Raw genomic sequence first — 18,084 nt, forward strand, 5'->3', positions numbered from 1 at the left:
GAGGCGGTGCCGGGTCCACCCGGGTGCTTTGGGCAGGATCTCGGCCTGGACCTCCAGGGCTGGTTCGGCGTCCAGCACCGCGACCGCGGTCGCGATCAGGTCCGCCTTGGCGGCGTCGATGAGCCCCGCGGCCAACGCGTCACCGGTTGGTGCGGCGATCGTGTCCTGGAGTTTGCCGACATTGATGAGCCGGTTCGCCTCCCGCTTGGAGCACCCGAGCCGGGGTGCGATCTCCTCGGCGGCGATGCTGGAGCGGAAGTTCGTCCTACGGTCCAGCACGGCCGGCTTGTCCATGCTCATCGGGACCCGGCCGGCGAGTTCGGCGGACGCGGCCCGGACCCCGGCCGCGCACGCGGACTCCAGCCGCCGCCACAGCGCGGCCAGTTCGACGAGGTCGTACTCATTGATCCCGGACAGGTCCCGATCGCCACCCAGCGCCCGTTCGACCTCGGCCAGGGTGAAGGAATCCACCCGTGGCCGCTCGGCGAGGGCCTCGAAATCGACCGGAGGAATCCCCTCGTAGGCGTCCCCGGATCCCGGGTGGTGGGCATCGGCGACGGGGAACTCCTCGACCCGGTCGAACAGGGCGTAGGAGGCCTCCAGCCAGGCCGGGTCCGTGGCCAGCTCGGCCACGTCCCAGGGCGGGGTCCCGATCCCGTCCCCGACCCCACCACCACCTGTTCCGTACATGCGTTCTATCCTAGATCCATGCTCGAGAATCCGCAAGATACCAACGAAAATGTGGATACCGAGACATCAGCATCCACCCTGTGGACGAGGCTTCTTCAGCGGATCCGGCGGGGTCGCGCGCGACCCGCATGTGAAGTCACGAAACCGAATCGGGTGACCGTGCTCGTACGGCACCCACCCGCACTCGACCGCCCGGTCCGCACCATCCCTTAGGCTGACCTAAAAGAGCGGGGGTTTGGGCGATGCTACGGGTGACGCTACGGGGGTCGGGCGTGCCGACCGTGGTGCTCGGGACCGGCGACATTCTGCTCGTGGGCCGGTCGCCGGACAGCGCGCTGCCCGAGGTCGACGCGGACGCCCAGCTGCATCTCACGGCCCTTGCCCTACCCCGCGTCGCACCGCACGTGTCGCGCGTGGTCGGTGAGGTCCAGGTCGGCGAGGAGGTCGTCCGGCTCCGTTGGCGCGGCAGCACCGGCGCCCAGCTCTCCTCCCTCTTCGACGCCCCCGGCGGCGCGCGCCGGGTAGCCCTCTCGGAGGGCATGGCCGCGTTGCTCGACGAGGGCGAGAACCACCTGCTCCTCCTGCGCGGACGGCAGACTCCAACGGGCACCTTCACCGACCTCGTCCTCGTCGTGGACGTCGAGGAGGTCCGCGACGAGCCGGCGCAGGTACCTCTGGTCGCCGAGGGCGACCCGGACGGCGCCGCCACCGCGGACGCCCCGCACCTCGAGCGCTGGTCGCGCGAGTGGTATGTCGCCCTTGCCCTCGCCGAGCCCTGGTTGACCGGCGCGGACGACTACCCCCGGCCGCCGTCGAACCGGGAGATCTACGAGCGCATCCTGCACTGGCGTGGCCACGCCTGGAACCTCGAACGCGCGCAGCGCGTGGACGACGCGATCCGCTCCGTGGCCCGCCTCGCGTTCGGCCCTGACGACGATCCCTTCACCGTGACTGAGGGCCGCGTGCAGAACGTGAGGTTCGCCGTCGGGCGCCGTGCCGCGGAGGTGCGACTGGTGACGACGGCGGACCTCGAGGCCGTCCACGAGGCCCGGTCGAGGGGTGCCGGCCTCAATCCTGAGGCTCCGACCGCGCCGTAGCGGCGGAACCTTCCACCCCCTGTTCGCTGGCTTCTGCGGCGACGGCGCTCCTAGCGTCGAAGGCAGGTCGACAAGGCGTCGACGAAGCCCTCAGGAGGACACCATGACGTACGACCGCTCGCAGTTCTACGGCATCGACACCGAGTACTCCCGGGACGCCTCCCGGAACATGGACACCGGCGCCCAGGACCTCAAGTCCATGGTCGGCAACGTCTCCGCCATGCTCGAATCCGTGCTCTGGATCGGGCCTGCCGCGAGCAAGTTCAAGCAGGACTGGGACGGCTCCCTGCGCCCCGAGCTCGAGGCCGCCACGGACTCCCTCAGCGAGAACGCGGCCGAGCTGCGCCGCCGCGCCGACCTCCAGGACGAGGTCTCCAGCTGAGGTCGCCGGCCACCGCAGGGGCGGAAGTTTCCACCCCCATGGCGCTGGCCCCGGCAGCGATCGACTGCCTAGCGTCATCGACCAGCAGCACCGGCCACCAGCACCACCGGGCCGAGCACCACCAGCAGGTTCCGACAGACCGGACCGACTTCCAGAAGCAGAAAGGAGACCGACGATGACCGGGTTCCAAGGCGCCGACGTCAGCGCACTCGACGAGATGGCCCAGAAGGCCCAGGAGGGTGCCGACTACGCGAAGATGATCGCGAAGGCGCTCAAGCTCGTGGTCAAGGCGCTCCGGGCGATGAGCTGGACCGGCTGGGCCGCCGCGTTCGCCAACTACCTCGAGTTCACCGTGATCCCGTGGATCGAGACCACGGGCGAGGCGCTCGAGCGGTTCGCGAACATCCTCAAGGCCGCCTCGGCCCTGCAGAAGGCCGTCAGCGGTGACTCGCCGTCGGTCTCCATCCCGGCGAGCGCCTACACCAGCCCGAACATGCCGGCGACGACGGCGGTCAACCCGCCGATGCTGTCCGCGCCGCTGCCGGCCATCTCGAACGGGCAGATGCCCACGGGGGCCGTCGGTGACGGGGCCGTGGTGATCACGCCGACCGGTGTCGGCTCCCGGTCCAGCTCGCTGGACAACACGGGCGCGAGCGGCGGTGGCGCCACGATCATCACCCCGGACGGGCTGACCATCCGGTGGGACGGCACCGGCACGCTCGGTCTGTCCACGGGCGGCTCGGCGGCCGGCGCGACGAGCCTGCCTGCCACCATCTCATCCGAGGGCGCGGCCTCGGCCGCGGTCGGTGGAGGAGCCGGGGCGATCGCCCCGGTGGCCGCTGCGGCGCTCACCTCGGGCGGCTCAGGCTCCGGCCCGACGGCGTCCGGCGGCTCCGGCTCGTCGGGCTCGCTCGGCGCTGGGTCGCTCGGGTCAGGGTCGCTCGGTGCCACGGGTTCGTCCGGCGGCACCGGCGGTGGGTCGGGCTCGGGCGGTGGCTTCGGCGGAGGCTCGGGCACGAGTTCCGGTGGCATCGGTTCCGGTGGCGGCGGGCTCGGCTCGGGCGGGCTCGGGTCGGCCGGTTCCGGGGGTTCGGGCTCCGGCTCCGACGGTTCCGGATCCGGCGGATCCGGCGGCGCGGCGGGCTCCGGCGGCGCGGGTCTCGGCTCCGGGTCCCTCGGCCGTGGTGGCCCCAGCATCGCCGCGGGCGACCCGGCGACGACGTCGGCCCCGGTCACCTTCGGTGGCGCAGGCGGATCCAGCATCGGCACCGCCAACGGCGGCTCGCCCCCGCTGCTCGGCGCGGACACCGTGACCGGCGGCTCGTCGACCAACCCTGCTCTCCTCGCGGCCCCCCTCGGGCTCGCTGGACTGGGCACCGCGGCACTGGGTGCCCTGCGCCGGAAGGACGGTGATCTGCCCGAGGGCCTCGTCGACGACGACGACTGATCCCACGACCTGACCGCACGACCCGCAGTGACCAGTACCACCAGCAATCACCAGTTCCGACCAGCACTGACCAGCACGAACCAACCAACCGCTGAGCGACTCAGCACCTACGAAGGGACACACCATGAGCACCACCGTCTACGGGATGGACATCACCGCCGCACGCGACCTCGTCCGGGTGATGAACTCCGACGCCGATGTGATCAACCAGCTGACGGCGCAACTGACCCAGCAGCTCGAGGCGACGCCCTGGTACGGCCCGGACGCGCAGCGGTTCACCAGCGACTGGCAGGGCCAGTACGTGCCGGCCCTGCAGAACGTGGTCCAGGCGCTCCAGGAGAACGCGACGATCCTGAGCCAGCAGGCCGACGACCAGGAGCGCGCCTCCTCCTGACCCGACCCCGCGCCGTCGAGCACGGCGCACACGCCGACGGCCGGCTCCCTCTCGAGGGAGCCGGCCGTCGGGCGTTCGGCGGGCTATCGACCGGTGGTGACCTTCCAATGGAACCCGTCGAGGTCGGCGAAGTACCCGGCGTAGGCACCGCCGTCGGTCCGGATCGCTTCCGACACGATCCGGCCGCCGGCCGCCGCTGCGGCGGTCAGGAGCGCGTCGACGGTTTCACTGGAGGGGGCGGTGTGGGTGAGGACGACAGCGGCGAAACCGTCGCCCTGGCTGTCGCCCCCGACGTCCTTGGCGATGCCCTTGCGCGGGAGCAGACCGAGCCGGGACACCCCGTCGGTGACGGTGAAGTCGACGAACTTGTCGCCGTAGTCACGGTCCACGCCCATGCCCAGCGATTCGTAGAAGGACTTCGCGGCCTTCGGGCTGGCGACCCCGAGGTAGATGGCGGTTTCGGTCGGCTTGGGAGTGCTCGGGACCGTGCCGGCGTCCTTGTTGGACGCGGCCGCCAGCTTCCAGACGGCACCGTCAGGCGCGCGGTAGGCGGCGGTGAACTCACCGAAGAGTTGCTTCTTCGCCGGCTTCACGATCTCCGCACCATGCTCGCTCGCGGCGTCCAGGCGGTCCCTGACCGCGCCCGGCTGCTCGAGGATGGCGCCGACAACGAAGCCCCGGAAGCCCGAGGTCGCCGGGGTCGCCCCGACCACGGCGGCCAGGGCGTCGATCTGCTGGACGGCGAGGTGGCCGGCGCCGTGCAGATCAAGGGCGGCGCCATCGCTCGGGGTGGGCAGCGAGAACGCGGACGCGTAGAAGCCCCTCGCGTCCTCGACCCGGGGCACACCGAGGACGATCGTGTCGAGCGTGAGTCTCATGCGGGGACCATCCTTCGTCATCGTGTGGTGTTCGGGTGGGTCCGCGGCAGTCGAGCCGGCACCTCAGCCCGCAGCCTTCTTGATCAGGTCAGCGAGGTCCTGCCAGGCCGCGTCCGTCGGCTCGGTGAGCGCGAACGAGGTCGGCCAGAGACCGCTGGCGTCATCCAGGTTCGCCTGCACGCTGAAGCCGAGCGTCGAGTACCGCTCCTTGTCCTGCTGGCCGCTGCGGAAGAAGCACAGCACCTTCCCCTTGCGCGCGTAGCCGGGCTGCCCGTAGTACAGCTTCGGTGCCAGGTCCGGCGCGACCTCGGCCACGATTGCGTGGACGCGCTGTGCGAGCAATCGATCGGACTCGGGCATGTCGGCGATCTTCGCCAGCACGTCCGCCTCGTCGGCGGCCGCCTGGTCCGTGCCGCTGCCACGCTTGGCCTGGGTCTTCAGTTCTGCGGCCCGCTCCTTGACCGCGGCCCGTTCCAGCTCGGAGAGGCCTGCCGCGGTGCTCCCGCCCTTGCCCTGTGCGCCACTGCTCGACTTGCTCGCTATCACTTCTCCTTTGCTCGGTGGGATCGTCGCGGTCTGCTGCCTGTCCCCACGCTAGGGACTGCGGCCGACGGGGTGCTTCTCGATTCCTGATCGATGCACCTCGGGGTGACCGATGCCGGCGGCTTGGCCCGGACTCCATCGTGCACTGGCGGCACTCGGAGGTGCACGGCGGGCGACCTCATCGAGCACCATCCGCTCACCGGCCGGACGCCGCAGGTCCGCACGCGGCGGAAGTTTCCACCCCACCGTGCCTGGACCGACGTCCCGGGCCCTCATAGCGTCATCGGCAGGACAGATCCGGCCAATGATGAGGAGCCCGCCGTGTGGCGAGTGAGTGTGCGACCGAGCGCGGAGAGCAAGCTCTCCCCGGTCGACGTGGTGGTCACCGCGGACGCCGGCGGCAAGGTCGGCGACCTGGCCGCGAGCCTCGGCACACACCTCGGCGGCGGCGCCGGTCAACTGCTGCTGGCCCCGACCACCGGCGGACGGCCCTGGTCCGCCGACACCCCGCTGTCCCAGGCGCCGCTGCGTGACGGCGACGTCCTCGAGGTCACCTCGGTCCCGGCCGAGTGGCTGACCCGGCCCGGCCGCGCCGGCGCCGCCCGCGCCGTCGTGCACGTGGTCGCCGGCCCCGACGCCGGCACCCAGATCCCGGTCGTCGGCGAGGTCGTCACGATCGGTCGCTCCGCCGACGCAGGAGTCCACCTCAACGACCCGCTGGTCAGCCGCAGCCACGCCCAGATCCTGCTCACCGACACCCCCGTCGTCGTCGACCAGGGCTCCGCGCACGGCACCCGCGTGGCCGGGCGGGTCGTGAACCGGCCGCAGGCGCTCGCCTGGGGTGAGCAGATCACGGTCGGATCCTCGGTGCTCGTGGTCCGGCAGGGCCGATCGGGTCGGGCCGGTCAGGTAGAGCCCGACGGCGCCCCCGACCGCGGCGTGCTGCGCTCGCCCCGGTTCGGGGTCCGGGTCGAGGCCCTCGAGCACGAGGTCCCGGCGGCACCGGCCCCGGTCCGCAAGATCGGCGTCCCCTGGCCGATGATGCTGATGCCGATGCTCATGGGCGGCGCGATGTTCGCGCTGATGCGCAACCCGTTCTCCCTGATCTTCATGCTCGGGTTCCCCACGATGATGGGCGTCAACTACCTCATGCAGGTGCGCACGGCCCGCCGCGAGCACGCCGAGCAGGCCGCGATCTGGCGCGAGGAGGTCGATGGGATCCTCAGCCTGATGGATACCTCGGCGCGCGCCCAGGCCGAGCAGGCCGAGGAGGACGAGCCAGAGCTCGACGTGGTCCTGGCCCGGGCCACCGCCCGCGACCACCGGCTCTGGACCCGTCAGCGCGACGACGCCGACTTCCTCACCGTCCGCGCCGGCCGCGGCCCGCGCCCGGCCCTGGTCACCGCGAAGCTGCCGGGCACCCAGGGCGACCGGGTGCTGCGCGCCGAGGCAGCCGCGGCCATCGGCGGACGCGCCACCCTGCCCGACCAGCCGGTGCCGGTCCCGCTCGCTCAGGCAGCGCTGACGGCGGTCGTCGGCGCGACGGCGGACGTCGACGCCTGGGTGCGCGCCGCCGTCGTGCGCCTTGCGGTGACCCACTCCCCGAACGAGGTGCGCCTGGCCGCCGTGCTCGGCGCGGACCGCTCGCACGTCGAGTCCTGGCTACGCTGGCTGCCGCACGCCGCTCCGCTAGCCGGCGGCACCGCGTGCGTGAGCGTCGGCGCCGGCGACGGGCAGAGTCTGCTCGAGGAGCTCGCCGTCGCCGAACCGGCGGGCCTGCACACCGTTCTCCTGGTCGACGGCGGTGCCCAGGTCTCCCGGCGTCTCGTCGAGGCGGTGGCCGGCGTCGCCGAGGACCCGGACCGCCGGTTGCACCTGATCTGGATGGGGGAGAGCCTCACCGAGGTCCCGGCCGCCACCGACCTGGCCGTCGACCTGACCAGCTCGACCCTGCAGCGCGCCTCCCGCGGTGGCGTCGAGGAGCTCACCCGCTGCGACGCGCTCGACCTGACCACGGCCTGGCGGGCCGCGCGGGCGCTGTCCGGTTACAAGGACGAGGCCGCCGTCGTGGCCGCCGAGTCGATGCTGCCGCAGCAGGTCCGGCTGCCCGGGCTCACCGGGGACCTCGCGGACCCCGACGACGTGGAGCGCCTCATCGAGCGCTGGGCGGCGAGCACCGGGCTGCGCGCCCAGCTCGGCACCGGCGCCGACGGCGTCATCTCCATCGACCTGCGCGAGGACGGCCCGCACGGGCTGGTCGCGGGCACCACCGGCGCCGGCAAGAGCGAGCTGCTGCAGTCCCTGATCGCCTCGCTCGCGATCAACAACCCGCCTTCGCGGATCACGTTCCTGCTCGTCGACTACAAGGGCGGCGCCGCGTTCCGCGAATGTGCCGAGCTGCCGCACTCGGTCGGCTACATCACCGACCTCACCCCGGCCCTGGTGCAGCGGGCGCTGACCTCCCTGCACGCCGAGCTCACCGCCAGGGAGCACCTGCTCGCCGAATACGGCGCGAAGGACCTGATCGCCCTCGAGCGCAGCCACCCCGAGGCGGCGCCGCCGAGCATGCTGATCTGCGTCGACGAGTTCGCCGCCCTGCTCGCCGAGGTGCCCGAGTTCGTGGACGGCATGGTCTCGATCGCCCAGCGCGGCCGGTCCCTCGGCATGCACATGCTGCTCGCCACCCAGCGCCCCGCCGGCGTGGTCACCCCGCAGATCAAGGCGAACACGGACCTGCGGATCGCGCTGCGGGTGGCGTCGGCGGACGACTCCACCGACGTGATCGACGCCCCCGACGCCGCGCACCTGTCCCGGCGCACCCCCGGCCGGGCCTGGCTGCGGCGCACCGGCCACGGCACCCGCGAACTCGTCCAGGTCGCCTTCGTGGGCGCCCACGAGGAGTTGCACGAGCTCGGTGACGCCGTCCGGGTGGCCCCGTTCACGGCACGGGACCTGCCCGGCCCGGCCCGCTCCGGCGGCACCCGGATGCACCCGAGCACCGACCTGGAGCGGATCGTGGCCACCGCCACCACCGCGTTCCTGCGCACCGGCCGCCGGGCCCCGAAGAAGCCGTGGATCCCGCCGATCGCGCCGGAACTGCCGATGGTGTGCACCGCGCCCGGCGAGCTCGCCCTCGGCGCCGGCGCCCGCGACGAGGCCCTCGTGGCCGGTGGCGCGACGGACGTGGTCCGCGCGGTGCAGGCCCCGGGCCAGGTGATCCTCGGCATGGTGGACCGCCCCGCACAGCAGTCACAGGTCCCGTTCGTGGTGGACTACGCCCGCTCCGGGCACCTGCTCGTGTTCGGCTCCTCCGGCGCCGGGAAGACCGAGTTGCTGCGCACCCTGGCGGCCTCGGTCACCGCCGGGGCCCACGGCGCGGCGGCCGTCTCAGACTGCGTCTACGGCATCGACGCCGGTGGTGGCGGGCTCACCGTCCTGGAGCGGCTCGGCTGGGTCGGCTCGGTGGTCGTGGAGCAGCAGCTCGAGCGGATGCTCCGACTGATCCGGATGCTGCACCGCACCGTCACCGAGCGCAACGCCGCGCTGGCCTCCCGCGGGGTCGCGGACCTGGCGGCGCTCGCCGCGACCGGGGTGGACCTGCAGCGCATCCACCTGCTCATCGACAACCTGCCGGCCGTGATGGACGCCCTCGAGGGCGGCGGCGCGGTCCGGCGCCAGCACGGCGAGCAGCTGCTCACCATCCTCCAGGAGGGCCGCCGCGCCGGCGTGCACATCACCGCGACCGCCCCGCAGCGCACCGGTCTGCCGAGCCAGTTGCAGGCCGCCTTCGGCCAGCGCCTCGTGATGCGGATGACCGTGACCGACGACTACGCCATGCTCGGCGTCCCCGCCAACGTGCTCGACGGCGAGTCCCCGGCCGGGCGGGCGCTGTCCGGTAAGGACGAGGTTCAGATCGCGACCCTCGGCGGCGCCGGGACCCCGCTGCAGGCCGAGCGTCTGGACGAGCTGATGGCCGTCGTGGCCGACCGGTACGCCGGCGAACCGCCTGCCGCCGTGCCGGTGTTGCCGACCCGGCTGCCGCAGCACCTCCTGCCCGCGCCCACCGCCGACGAGCTCTGCCTCGGCGCGGAGGAGAGCTTCGTGGCCCCGGTCAACCTGGCCCTGCGGGCGGCGCCGCTGCTCATCACCGGCCGGGCCCGGTCCGGTCGCACCAGCGCCCTGCTCGGGGTGGCGCAGCTCGCGCGCCGCTCGAGCGTGCCGCCGGCGCGGATCGTGTTCGCCGGGCCGCGCGCGCAGGCCGTCGTGGCGGTGCCTGGCGGCACGCTGTCCGCGGCGGAGGTGTCCGACGACGTCCTGGCCACTCCCGAGGAGCTGCTCGCCTGGGTGGAGGGTGGCGGCATGCGCACAGCCGCGAACGGTGCGGGGCTGCACGCCGCGGCGGCCGACCACGCGGCCACTGGCGACGTCGACCCGTGGATTCTTCTTCTCTTGGACGACCTGCACGAGTGGGAGCGCGCCTGGGAGGGAGGCGGCGCCGAACGGCGCGCGCTCGAGGCGCTCGCCGCCCACCTGACGTCCCTGCCTGGCGGAAGCACCGCCGTCGTCGGCGTTGCCGACCCGGACGACGCCCGCTCCCGCCAGCACATCCCGGGCCTGATCGCCCTGCTGCGGCGCTCGCGCCGCGCGGTGCTGCTGTCCCCGGAGATGGGCGACGGTTCGCTGGTGGCGGCGCAGATCCCGATGAACAGCCACGAGCCGCTGACCGGCGCCGGTCGAGGGCTCCTCGTGAACGGCGGATCGTCGCACGTTCTCCAATTAGTATCGGCGTCGGTGGAGGGGGTCCGATGATGGCACGGAGCAAGCGCAGTCCGATGAGCTGGTGGCGTTCACGCACCGCGGGCCGCGGCCGTGACCGCGGCTTCGTGGAGGCCGGCGTGGCCGCGGCCGGTGGGCTGCTCGTGGTCGGCGCCGTCGTCGGCAACGGGGTGGCCGCCGCGCTGATCGACATGTCGGACGGGCAGACCTGGCTCGCCGACGACGACGGCCGCGTGGTGCAGATCAACCCGGCCACCGGTCAGCCCGAGCGGCGCCTGATCATCGGCGAACCCGGCAGCGAGCTCGAGGTGTCCCAGCGGGACGGCCAGCTCATCGTCACCGACCTGACCACCGGGATGATCACCGCGGTCGACCTCGCCAGCCTCGTCGCCAGCGGCGCCCGCGGAGTGGACCCGGACACCGAGGTGCTCGTCGGAGGCGGGCAGGTGGTCCTGGTCGACCTCGAGCCGGGCACCGTCCGGGCCGTGGACCCGCTCACCCTGCGCGACCTCGGCCGTCCCTTCCGCACCGATGACCTCGCCGACGCCGTCATCGACGACGAGGGGTCGGTCTGGATCATCGGTGTCGACGGCACCCTGACCGAGCTCGACTACTCCCCGGACGCCGCCGAGTTCGTCACGTCCATGTCCCGGCCGGTGGCCGGGGCGGGCCCGCAGTCCAGGCTGGTGCCGCATGCCGCCGGGGTGACCGTGTTCGCTCCAGATCAGGGCTCCGTGGTGCAGGTCGGCGCCGGGCGGGATCTCGCCGTCAGCGTCGCGGCCCTCGAGGGCACCGTCGCCGAGGCGGACTACGCCCCGGCGGACCTGGTGCCTGCCTCCGCGGAGGAGCTCGGCCGGGTGTTCCTGCTCACCGATGGGCGGATCCTGAACGTGGACGTCGGCGGCCTCGGCTGCGAGCGGCCCGGCGGCCCCGCCGTGTTCGCCGGCAAGGTCTACGTGCCCTGCCTGGGCAACGGACGCGTCATCGTGCTGGACTCCAGCGGTGCCCGAGCCGGGGCGGACATCGTGGTTCCCGGCGGTGGCGACCCCACCCTCGTGGTCGACGACGGGCGGCTCTACGTGAGCACCCCGCAGGACGGCCGGATCGTGGTGGTCCAGCCGGACGGGTCGACCCAGATGGTCGACGTCGCCGCGGCCGAGGTCCCGGTCCAGGCCGTGGACCGGCCCCCGCCGGTGCGGCCCACGGTGCCGGTCATCAATCCACCGGTGAACAACCCACCGGTCAACAACCCACCGGTGACGAACCCGCCTGTGAACACCCCGCCGGTGACGAACCCGCCGGTGAACATCCCACCGGTGACGAACCCGCCCGCGAACACCCCGCCGGTGAACGTGCCCCCGAACACCCCCGGCACCGACCCGACGGACGACCCGACCGATGATGGGAACGGCGGCGCCGCGAACAACGCGGACAAGGCGCCATCCGACCTCGCCGCACAGCTGCGGGCCGACGGCACGGTGACGCTCACCTGGACCCCGCCGGTGACCACGCCCGAGTCGGTCCGAGTGACCAGTTCGGACGGCGTCGCCGACCAGGCGGCCGCGCCCGATGCCACGTCTCTCGATGTGCCCGGCCTGTCCTGTGGCTCGATGATCACGCTCACCGTGACCGCGACCCATTCCGACGGCAGCACCGGCGTCGGCTCCACCGAGATCCGCACCGCCGACTGCGTGACCGGAGTGAACCCGGCCGACCTGGCACCCACCAACGTGCAGGCGGCCCTGCGCGCCGACGAGAGCGTCCGGGTCACCTGGACGGCCCCGGTGGAGCCCGCGGCCGAGATCCGGGTGACGAGCTCGGACGGGACCGCGAACCAGACGCTCGCTGCCGGCGCCACCACGGTCGACCTGACCGGGCTGACCTGCGGGCGCACCCTCACCTTCACCGTGACCGCCCACCACGACGGCGGCATCACCGGCGCAGCGAGCGCCACCGCCGCGACCGCGGCGTGCGCGGTGGACCCGGCCGACCTGGCCCCGACCGGGGCGAGCGCGGCGCTGCGCGCGGACCAGAGTGTGCGGGTCAGCTGGACCGCGCCCGCCGTCGCGCCGAACGACTACCGCGTCACGAGCTCCGACGGCGCGGCCAGCCAGATGGTCGCCGCCGGCGTCACGTCCGTGGACCTGTCCGGCCTCACCTGCGGCCGCACGCTGACGTTCACGATCACCGCGAACCACGACGGTGGGCAGACCGGCCAGACGACGGCGAGCGCCCGGACCGCCGACTGCCCGACAACGCCGCCGCCCACCGTGCAAGCGACCGCCCCGACGAACGTCACCGCCACCCTGAACGCCAACAACACCGTCACGGTGTCCTGGACGGCGGCCAGTTCCGGCGCGGACGAGTACCGGGTCTCGCCGAACGGCGGCGCCGCGACATCCGTGACCGGAACCTCAGCGACGCTGACCCTGGCGCCCGGGACGTACACGTTCACCGTCACCACCCAGCTCGACGCCACCAGCGCGACGTCCGCCGCGAGCAACGCGGTGACCGTGGCCGGCGCGCCCGGAGCGGCGGGAACGCCGGCCATCAGCGGAGTGACGAACAACGGCTCCCGGGTGCAGGCGAACGTGTCCTGGTCCGCCGCTGCCGCGAACGGCGCCGCGGTGACCTACACGGTCGCCTACACCGGCGGCTCGCTCACCACGACGGGCACCTCGACGCCGATCACGATCAACTGCTCCGGTGCGTCACCGTGCGCCGCTGGCGGCACCCTGGACGTGACCGTCACCCCGTCGAACGCGATCGGCTCCGGGCCCGCGTCGTCGGCGTCCGCGAGCGTGCCCGCGCCACCGCCCCCGCCGCCCGCGAACGGCGACTCGGTGGTGTCGGTCAGCTCATCGCGGCCTGGGCTGTATGACGAGCAGATTCCGTTCAGCGTGAACTATTCGGCGCCCGCCGGCTGGGCCGCGCACCCAGGCACCTGCACCCTGTACATCTCGGGGGCCATCAATGACACCCGCACCGTCGCCTGCAACGCCAGTGGTTACGTCTACGGTGGCGCTGCCAACGGGAACACGACCATCAACGCCTACATGACCGCGACCGGCGGCGGCGTGAACGCGAGCTCCGCCACCGTCAGCGAGACGCTGCCGGACCGTGGCACATGGGGGTACTGCAATGGTGAGGGGATCTGCTACGACCCCAAGTCCTTCGACCCCGACGATCCCGACGTCGAGGTGATCCCCGCACCCTGGACCCCGCCCGAGGTGCCCAGCCCGCCCGTGTTCGCCGCCGGCTTCGGCCTGCTCGGCGCCGCCGGGCTGCTGCGCACCCAGCGCCGGCTCGCCGATGTCCCCACGCCCGGCACGAGCACCGTCATCAACTCGGCTGTCACCAGCGTGAGTGGAACCCAGCCCTTGACCAGCGCTACCGCGACCACCCTGGCCGCGACCGCCGTCGTCCATGACCTCCCCGACCCGACCGGAGACCAACCCCGATGACCGAGAACCCCATGGCCCCCACCGAGGCCGACGTCGCCCGGTTCCGCCTGCTCCACGACCAGGTCGTCGACGCAGTGTCCGTGGCCCTGCAGGGCAAGCGGCCGGTCATCGAGCTCGCGACCGTGTCCCTGTTCGCGGGCGGGCATGTGCTCCTCGAGGACGTGCCCGGCACCGGTAAGACCACCCTGGCCCGGGCGATCGCCGCGGCACTCGGCGGTTCCTCGCGGCGGATCCAGTTCACCCCGGACCTGCTCCCGGCCGACGTCACCGGAACCTCGGTGTTCGAGCCCGGCAGCGGCCAGATCAACTTCCGCCCCGGCCCGGTGTTCACGAACGTGCTGCTCGCCGACGAGATCAACCGGGCCGCCGCGAAGACCCAGTCCGCACTGCTCGAGGTGATGGCCGAGCGCACCGTGACCGTCGACGGGATCGGCCACACCGTGCCGGACCCGTTCGTGGTGATCGCCACCCAGAACCCGATCGACCTGGACGGCACCTACCGGCTCCCGGAGGCCCAGCTCGACCGGTTCCTGGTGCGGATCACGCTCGGCTATCCGGACGTCGAGCACGAGCTGGCGGTGCTGCGGCCGGGCTCGCGGGCCGGTGTGGTCGAGGAGGTCCCGGAGGTCACCAACCCCGAGACCGTCGCCGCCGCCTCCCGGCAGTTGCGGCACCTGCACGTGGCCGAGCCGATCCTCACCTACATCCGCGCTATCGGGGCGGCCACCCGTGCCGACGACCGGCTCCGGCTCGGCGCGAGCACCCGGGCCCTGCGTGGCCTCGTGGCGGCCACCCAGGTCTACGCCGCCGCGCAGGGCCGCCACTTCGTGGTCCCGAGCGACGTGCAGCGCCTCGCCGGTCCCGTGCTCGCCCACCGCCTCGTGCCCACCCGGGACGCCCTGCTCGCCGGGGACACCACCGAGGCCGTGGTGACCGACGCCGTCGGCAGCGTGGAGGCACCCCGCCCGGTGCCCGCATGAGGCTGACCGGCCGCGGGTGGGCCGTGCTGATCTCGACGGCGGTGCTGCTCGGGTTCGGGCTGTGGGCCCGGTATCCGGGTCTCGTCGGGCTCGGTGCGGTCCTCGCCGTCGCGCTGGTGTGCGCGCTCGTGACCGTCATGGTGCCCGCGCCGCTGCGGATCCGGCGCCGGGTACGCCCGCCGCGGGTGGCCCGCCTGGAGGAGTGCTCGGCGACGGTCGAGGTCACGAACGCCTCGACGTGGCTGGCCCAGTCGGTCACCGGGCACGACCTGGTCGGCGGCCGGCGCACCCCGTTCCTTCTTCCCCGGATGGCGCCCGGCGCCACCGTCAGCACCGATGTGCCGATCCCGACCACTCACCGCGGCGTGATCGACTTCGGCCCACTGACGCTGCACCGGTTCTCGTTCCTGGACCTGATCGAGGTCGGCCAGGAGCACGGGGACAGCGCCTCGGTGCTCGTCGAGCCGCGGATCCTGGACGCCCTCGGGCTCCCGGCCGGCGCGCGCCGCGGGCACATCGGCGCGGATGAGCGGATCGCCCACGGCGGCACGGACCTCGTGGGGCTGCGCGAGTACGTGGCCGGTGACGACCTGCGCCGGCTGCACTGGGCCACCAGTGCCCGACGTGCCACCCTCATGGTCCGCGAGGACGCCGACCCCTCGGCGCCGCACCTGACGGTGCTTCTCGACGACCGTGCCGGGTCCTACGACGGTGAGGACTTCGAGGAGGCCGTCGACGTCGCTGCGAGCCTGCTCGCCGCCGCCGCCGGGGTCGAGAGCCCGGCCCGCGTCGTCACGGTCAGCGCCGGCCTCGACGAGCAGCTCCCGGCGCCGGCCCCCTCGACCGGTCCGGCCGGGCTCGATCCGCACGTGCTCGGCGCCCTCGCCCGGCTCGAGGCCAGCGACGGCGAGCACGGCTCCGGCCTGTTCGCAGGCTCCCCGGACGTGCTCGCGGTGATCACCGGCCCGCGCAGCGACCTGGGTGACCTCCTGCTCACGGCGTCCGGGGCGCCGTCGGGCGTGGTGCTCGTTGTGGACCCGCGGCCCGAGACCCTCGTCTCCGCCCAGCAGGGCGTACTGGTGCTGCGCGGCCCGCGCGCCGAGGAGCTCGTGCACGGCTGGCGGACGGCGGTGGCCCGATGAGCAGGTTCGCGGCGGCGGCCTGGTCCGCGCTCGTGGTGGCGCTGTCCACCCTCCCGCTCGCCGCCGGGTACTCGTCGCCGGTCGCGATCGGGGTGCTGATCGGCTGCGCGATCGTGCCGTTCGGCGTGGCTGCCCTGGGCCGGGTGGTCAAGGTCGGCCGCGGCTGGGTGGCCGTGGCGGGCACGGTGCTCGCGGTCAGCGCCGCCCTGATCCTGCTCGACGGCGTCGACACCGAGGCCCAGGTGGTGCCCGGGTGGCGCGCCAGCCCGGCGCTGAGCGTGCTCGGCCCACTGATCGACTCCGTGCCACGGTTGCTCACCGCGCCCCGACCGGCACCGGCGGACGTGGGCTACCTGGTGCCGACCGCGCTGCTCGTCTGGATCGTCGCGCTCGGTGTGGCCGTCGTGGCGGTCGGGCGCGCCCGTGCCACCGCCGCCCCGCTCGTCGGTGCCGTGGCCCTGCAGGTGGCCGGTGGCCTGCTCACCGCCGGGCGCGCGGATCCCAGCGGCGCGGTCGCGCTGGCGACCGCCGTCGTGCTCCTGCTCGGCTGGGTGCTGCTGCCCTCGCAGGCGCGGGTCTCGGCCCGGGTGGGTGGGGAGGCCACGAAGGCCGACCCAACGGCTGCACCTTCCGTGGCGAGCGGGCTCGGGGCGGCTGCGTCGCCCGCGCCTCGCGGCCTGCTGGTGCCCGCGGTCGCCGCCCTGATCCTCGCGTCGTTCGCCCTCACCGCCGCGGCCGTGCCCACCGCACGTTCCTTCGAGCCACGCACGCTGGTGCCGCCGCCGGAGCTCCCGCTGGCCGCCACGAACCCCATCCCCAACCTGTCCCTGTGGAACGCCCGGCCGGACACCCCGGTGCTGAGCGTGAGCCCGGACGGCGCAAGGCTGCCGGAGCGGCTCACCATCGCCGCGCTGCCCGATTTCGACGGCGCCGCCTGGACGATCGACGCCCGGCTCCGTGCCGTAGGGGTCGTCGACGAACCCGACCTCGAACCAGGCACCCGGCAGCGGGAGGTCGCCTACGTGCTCACCGACTCCGCCCTCGGTGGCGTGTGGGTGCCGTCCGCGGGAATGGCGCAGGCCGTATCCGGAACCGACGTACTGATGGACACCGATACCGGTGTGCTCGTCGCCCCCGAGGGCCTCGGCACCGACCCGGTGACGATCCGCGGACTCGTCGACGCACCAACGGACACCGAGATCGGCCGGGCCGGGACGCCGATGGCCGAGGTCGCCACCCGCTACCTCGAACTGCCCCGGATCCCCGCGTCCCTGCGCGAGGAGTCGGCCGCGCTGACCGAGGGCACGCACTCCCGCTGGGAGCAGGCGCTCGCGATCGCCGAGGGCGTCCGCGGCGAGCGGACCCTGGACGTCGGGGCACCATCGGGATCGTCCTACGGGCGCATCCAGGAGTTCCTCTTCCTGCCCGCGGCCGACGGCGGCCAGGTCGGCACGTCCGAGCAGTTCGCCGCGTCCTTCGCGGTTCTCGCCCGGGCCGCGGGCCTGCCCACTCGCCTGGTGATCGGCTTCGACCTCACCGACGCGGTGGCCGGCGCCGACGGGTCCGTGACGGTGACCGGCGACGACGCGCGCATGTGGGCCGAGGTCTACTTCGCACGCGCCGGCTGGGTGGCGGTCGACCCGAGCCCGGCCACCAGCACCGACACCGGCGACCTCCCGGAACCGCCGACGGGCGACGACCGGCCCGATCAGCCGGAGGACGTCGGCGCCGAGGACGACCAGGACGCCGAGGAGAACGTCGCGGAGCCCGGTGACGACGCCGAGACCCGGACCGGAATGGACGCCGTGGCCTGGCTGACGGTGCTGGCGGGGCTGGCGCTGCTCGGGGTGCTGGCCGTGGCCGGGCTGGCCATCGCCCGCGCGACGCGTCGGGGTCGGTGGCGGGCCGCCGGAGCCGTGGGCGCCTGGGCGCAGGTGCTCGACGCCGCCGTGCTCGCCGGTCGGCCGGTGCCACCCTCGAGCGCGGCACCCGACGCGGCACTCGCACTCTCCGGCAGGGCTCCCGCACGGGTGCTCGCCGGGCGGGCCGAGCGAGCCGCCTTCGGGCCGGAGCCGACCGCGGTGGTGAGCACCGCCCTCGGGCGTTCGGCCCCGGCCGGAGCACCGGCGGAGGCGAGGTCCGACTGGGAGCTGGCCACAGCCATCGAGCGTGACCTCCGTGCGGGCACGAGCCCGTGGCGGCGTCTGGTGTGGTGGGTCTCGCCGGCCGTGTTCGGTGGCCGCAGGGCCGACCGGGCCGACCGGTAGCGAGCCCCCGCGACTCGGCTGCCG

Annotated in this window: 11 protein-coding genes and 1 pseudogene; 9 read left to right on the forward strand and 3 right to left on the reverse strand. The window is 73.6% G+C overall.

Annotation, left to right across the window (positions count from 1 at the left end):
* Positions 1-690 (reverse strand): annotated as a pseudogene (locus KCQ71_RS24570) (hypothetical protein); the annotation flags it as partial.
* Between the two features lie 242 nt (positions 691-932).
* On the opposite strand from KCQ71_RS24570, the gene KCQ71_RS24575 reads away from it, so the two are divergent.
* The 4 genes from KCQ71_RS24575 to KCQ71_RS24590 all read left to right on the forward strand — a co-directional run bounded on the left by KCQ71_RS24575 (position 933) and on the right by KCQ71_RS24590 (position 4,010).
* The gene (locus KCQ71_RS24575; protein ID WP_223411338.1) at positions 933-1,787 is read left to right on the forward strand and encodes a hypothetical protein; all 855 of its coding nucleotides are present in this window, start codon (positions 933-935) and stop codon (positions 1,785-1,787) included.
* Between the two features lie 103 nt (positions 1,788-1,890).
* Positions 1,891-2,169: a hypothetical protein gene (locus KCQ71_RS24580; protein WP_154792650.1), complete on the forward strand. Its 279-nt coding sequence runs from the start codon at positions 1,891-1,893 to the stop codon at positions 2,167-2,169.
* A gap of 175 nt (positions 2,170-2,344) precedes the next feature.
* Positions 2,345-3,616, forward strand: a complete 1,272-nt coding sequence (locus tag KCQ71_RS24585; protein ID WP_223411339.1) for a hypothetical protein — start codon at positions 2,345-2,347, stop codon at positions 3,614-3,616.
* Between the two features lie 124 nt (positions 3,617-3,740).
* Positions 3,741-4,010, forward strand: a complete 270-nt coding sequence (locus KCQ71_RS24590; RefSeq protein WP_154792652.1) for a hypothetical protein — start codon at positions 3,741-3,743, stop codon at positions 4,008-4,010.
* Positions 4,011-4,093: 83 nt separating this feature from the next.
* Here the strand turns inward: KCQ71_RS24590 and KCQ71_RS24595 are convergent, their stop codons facing one another.
* Together KCQ71_RS24595 and KCQ71_RS24600 are read right to left on the reverse strand one after the other, a co-directional pair.
* Positions 4,094-4,888: a VOC family protein gene (locus tag KCQ71_RS24595; protein ID WP_223411340.1), complete on the reverse strand. Its 795-nt coding sequence runs from the start codon at positions 4,886-4,888 to the stop codon at positions 4,094-4,096.
* A 63-nt stretch (positions 4,889-4,951) separates the two neighbouring features.
* Entirely contained in the window at positions 4,952-5,434 is a 483-nt protein-coding gene (locus KCQ71_RS24600) for an iron chaperone (protein WP_223411341.1), read from the reverse strand.
* 318 nt (positions 5,435-5,752) lie between these two features.
* On the opposite strand from KCQ71_RS24600, the gene KCQ71_RS24605 reads away from it, so the two are divergent.
* From KCQ71_RS24605 to KCQ71_RS24625, 5 genes are read left to right on the forward strand one after another with little or no spacing between them, the layout of a single operon-like run.
* A complete protein-coding gene (locus KCQ71_RS24605) occupies positions 5,753-10,240 on the forward strand; it encodes a type VII secretion EssC family protein (protein WP_223411342.1) in 4,488 nt (1,495 codons plus the stop codon).
* Positions 10,237-13,671: a fibronectin type III domain-containing protein gene (locus tag KCQ71_RS24610; protein WP_223411343.1), complete on the forward strand. Its 3,435-nt coding sequence runs from the start codon at positions 10,237-10,239 to the stop codon at positions 13,669-13,671. Before KCQ71_RS24605 ends, KCQ71_RS24610 begins: the two co-directional genes overlap by 4 nt.
* On the forward strand, positions 13,668-14,651 hold the full coding sequence (locus tag KCQ71_RS24615; RefSeq protein WP_223411344.1) for an AAA family ATPase: 984 nt from the start codon (positions 13,668-13,670) through the stop codon (positions 14,649-14,651). The genes KCQ71_RS24610 and KCQ71_RS24615 overlap by 4 nt, the downstream gene beginning before the upstream one ends.
* The gene (locus tag KCQ71_RS24620) at positions 14,648-15,793 is read left to right on the forward strand and encodes a DUF58 domain-containing protein (RefSeq protein ID WP_223411345.1); all 1,146 of its coding nucleotides are present in this window, start codon (positions 14,648-14,650) and stop codon (positions 15,791-15,793) included. The genes KCQ71_RS24615 and KCQ71_RS24620 overlap by 4 nt, the downstream gene beginning before the upstream one ends.
* Entirely contained in the window at positions 15,790-18,060 is a 2,271-nt protein-coding gene (locus tag KCQ71_RS24625; protein ID WP_223411346.1) for a transglutaminase-like domain-containing protein, read from the forward strand. Before KCQ71_RS24620 ends, KCQ71_RS24625 begins: the two co-directional genes overlap by 4 nt.
* The last annotated feature ends 24 nt before the right edge of the window (positions 18,061-18,084 follow it).

It is taken from the genome of Occultella gossypii (assembly GCF_019947135.1).
GTDB classification, from domain to species: Bacteria; Actinomycetota; Actinomycetes; order Actinomycetales; family Beutenbergiaceae; genus Occultella; species Occultella gossypii.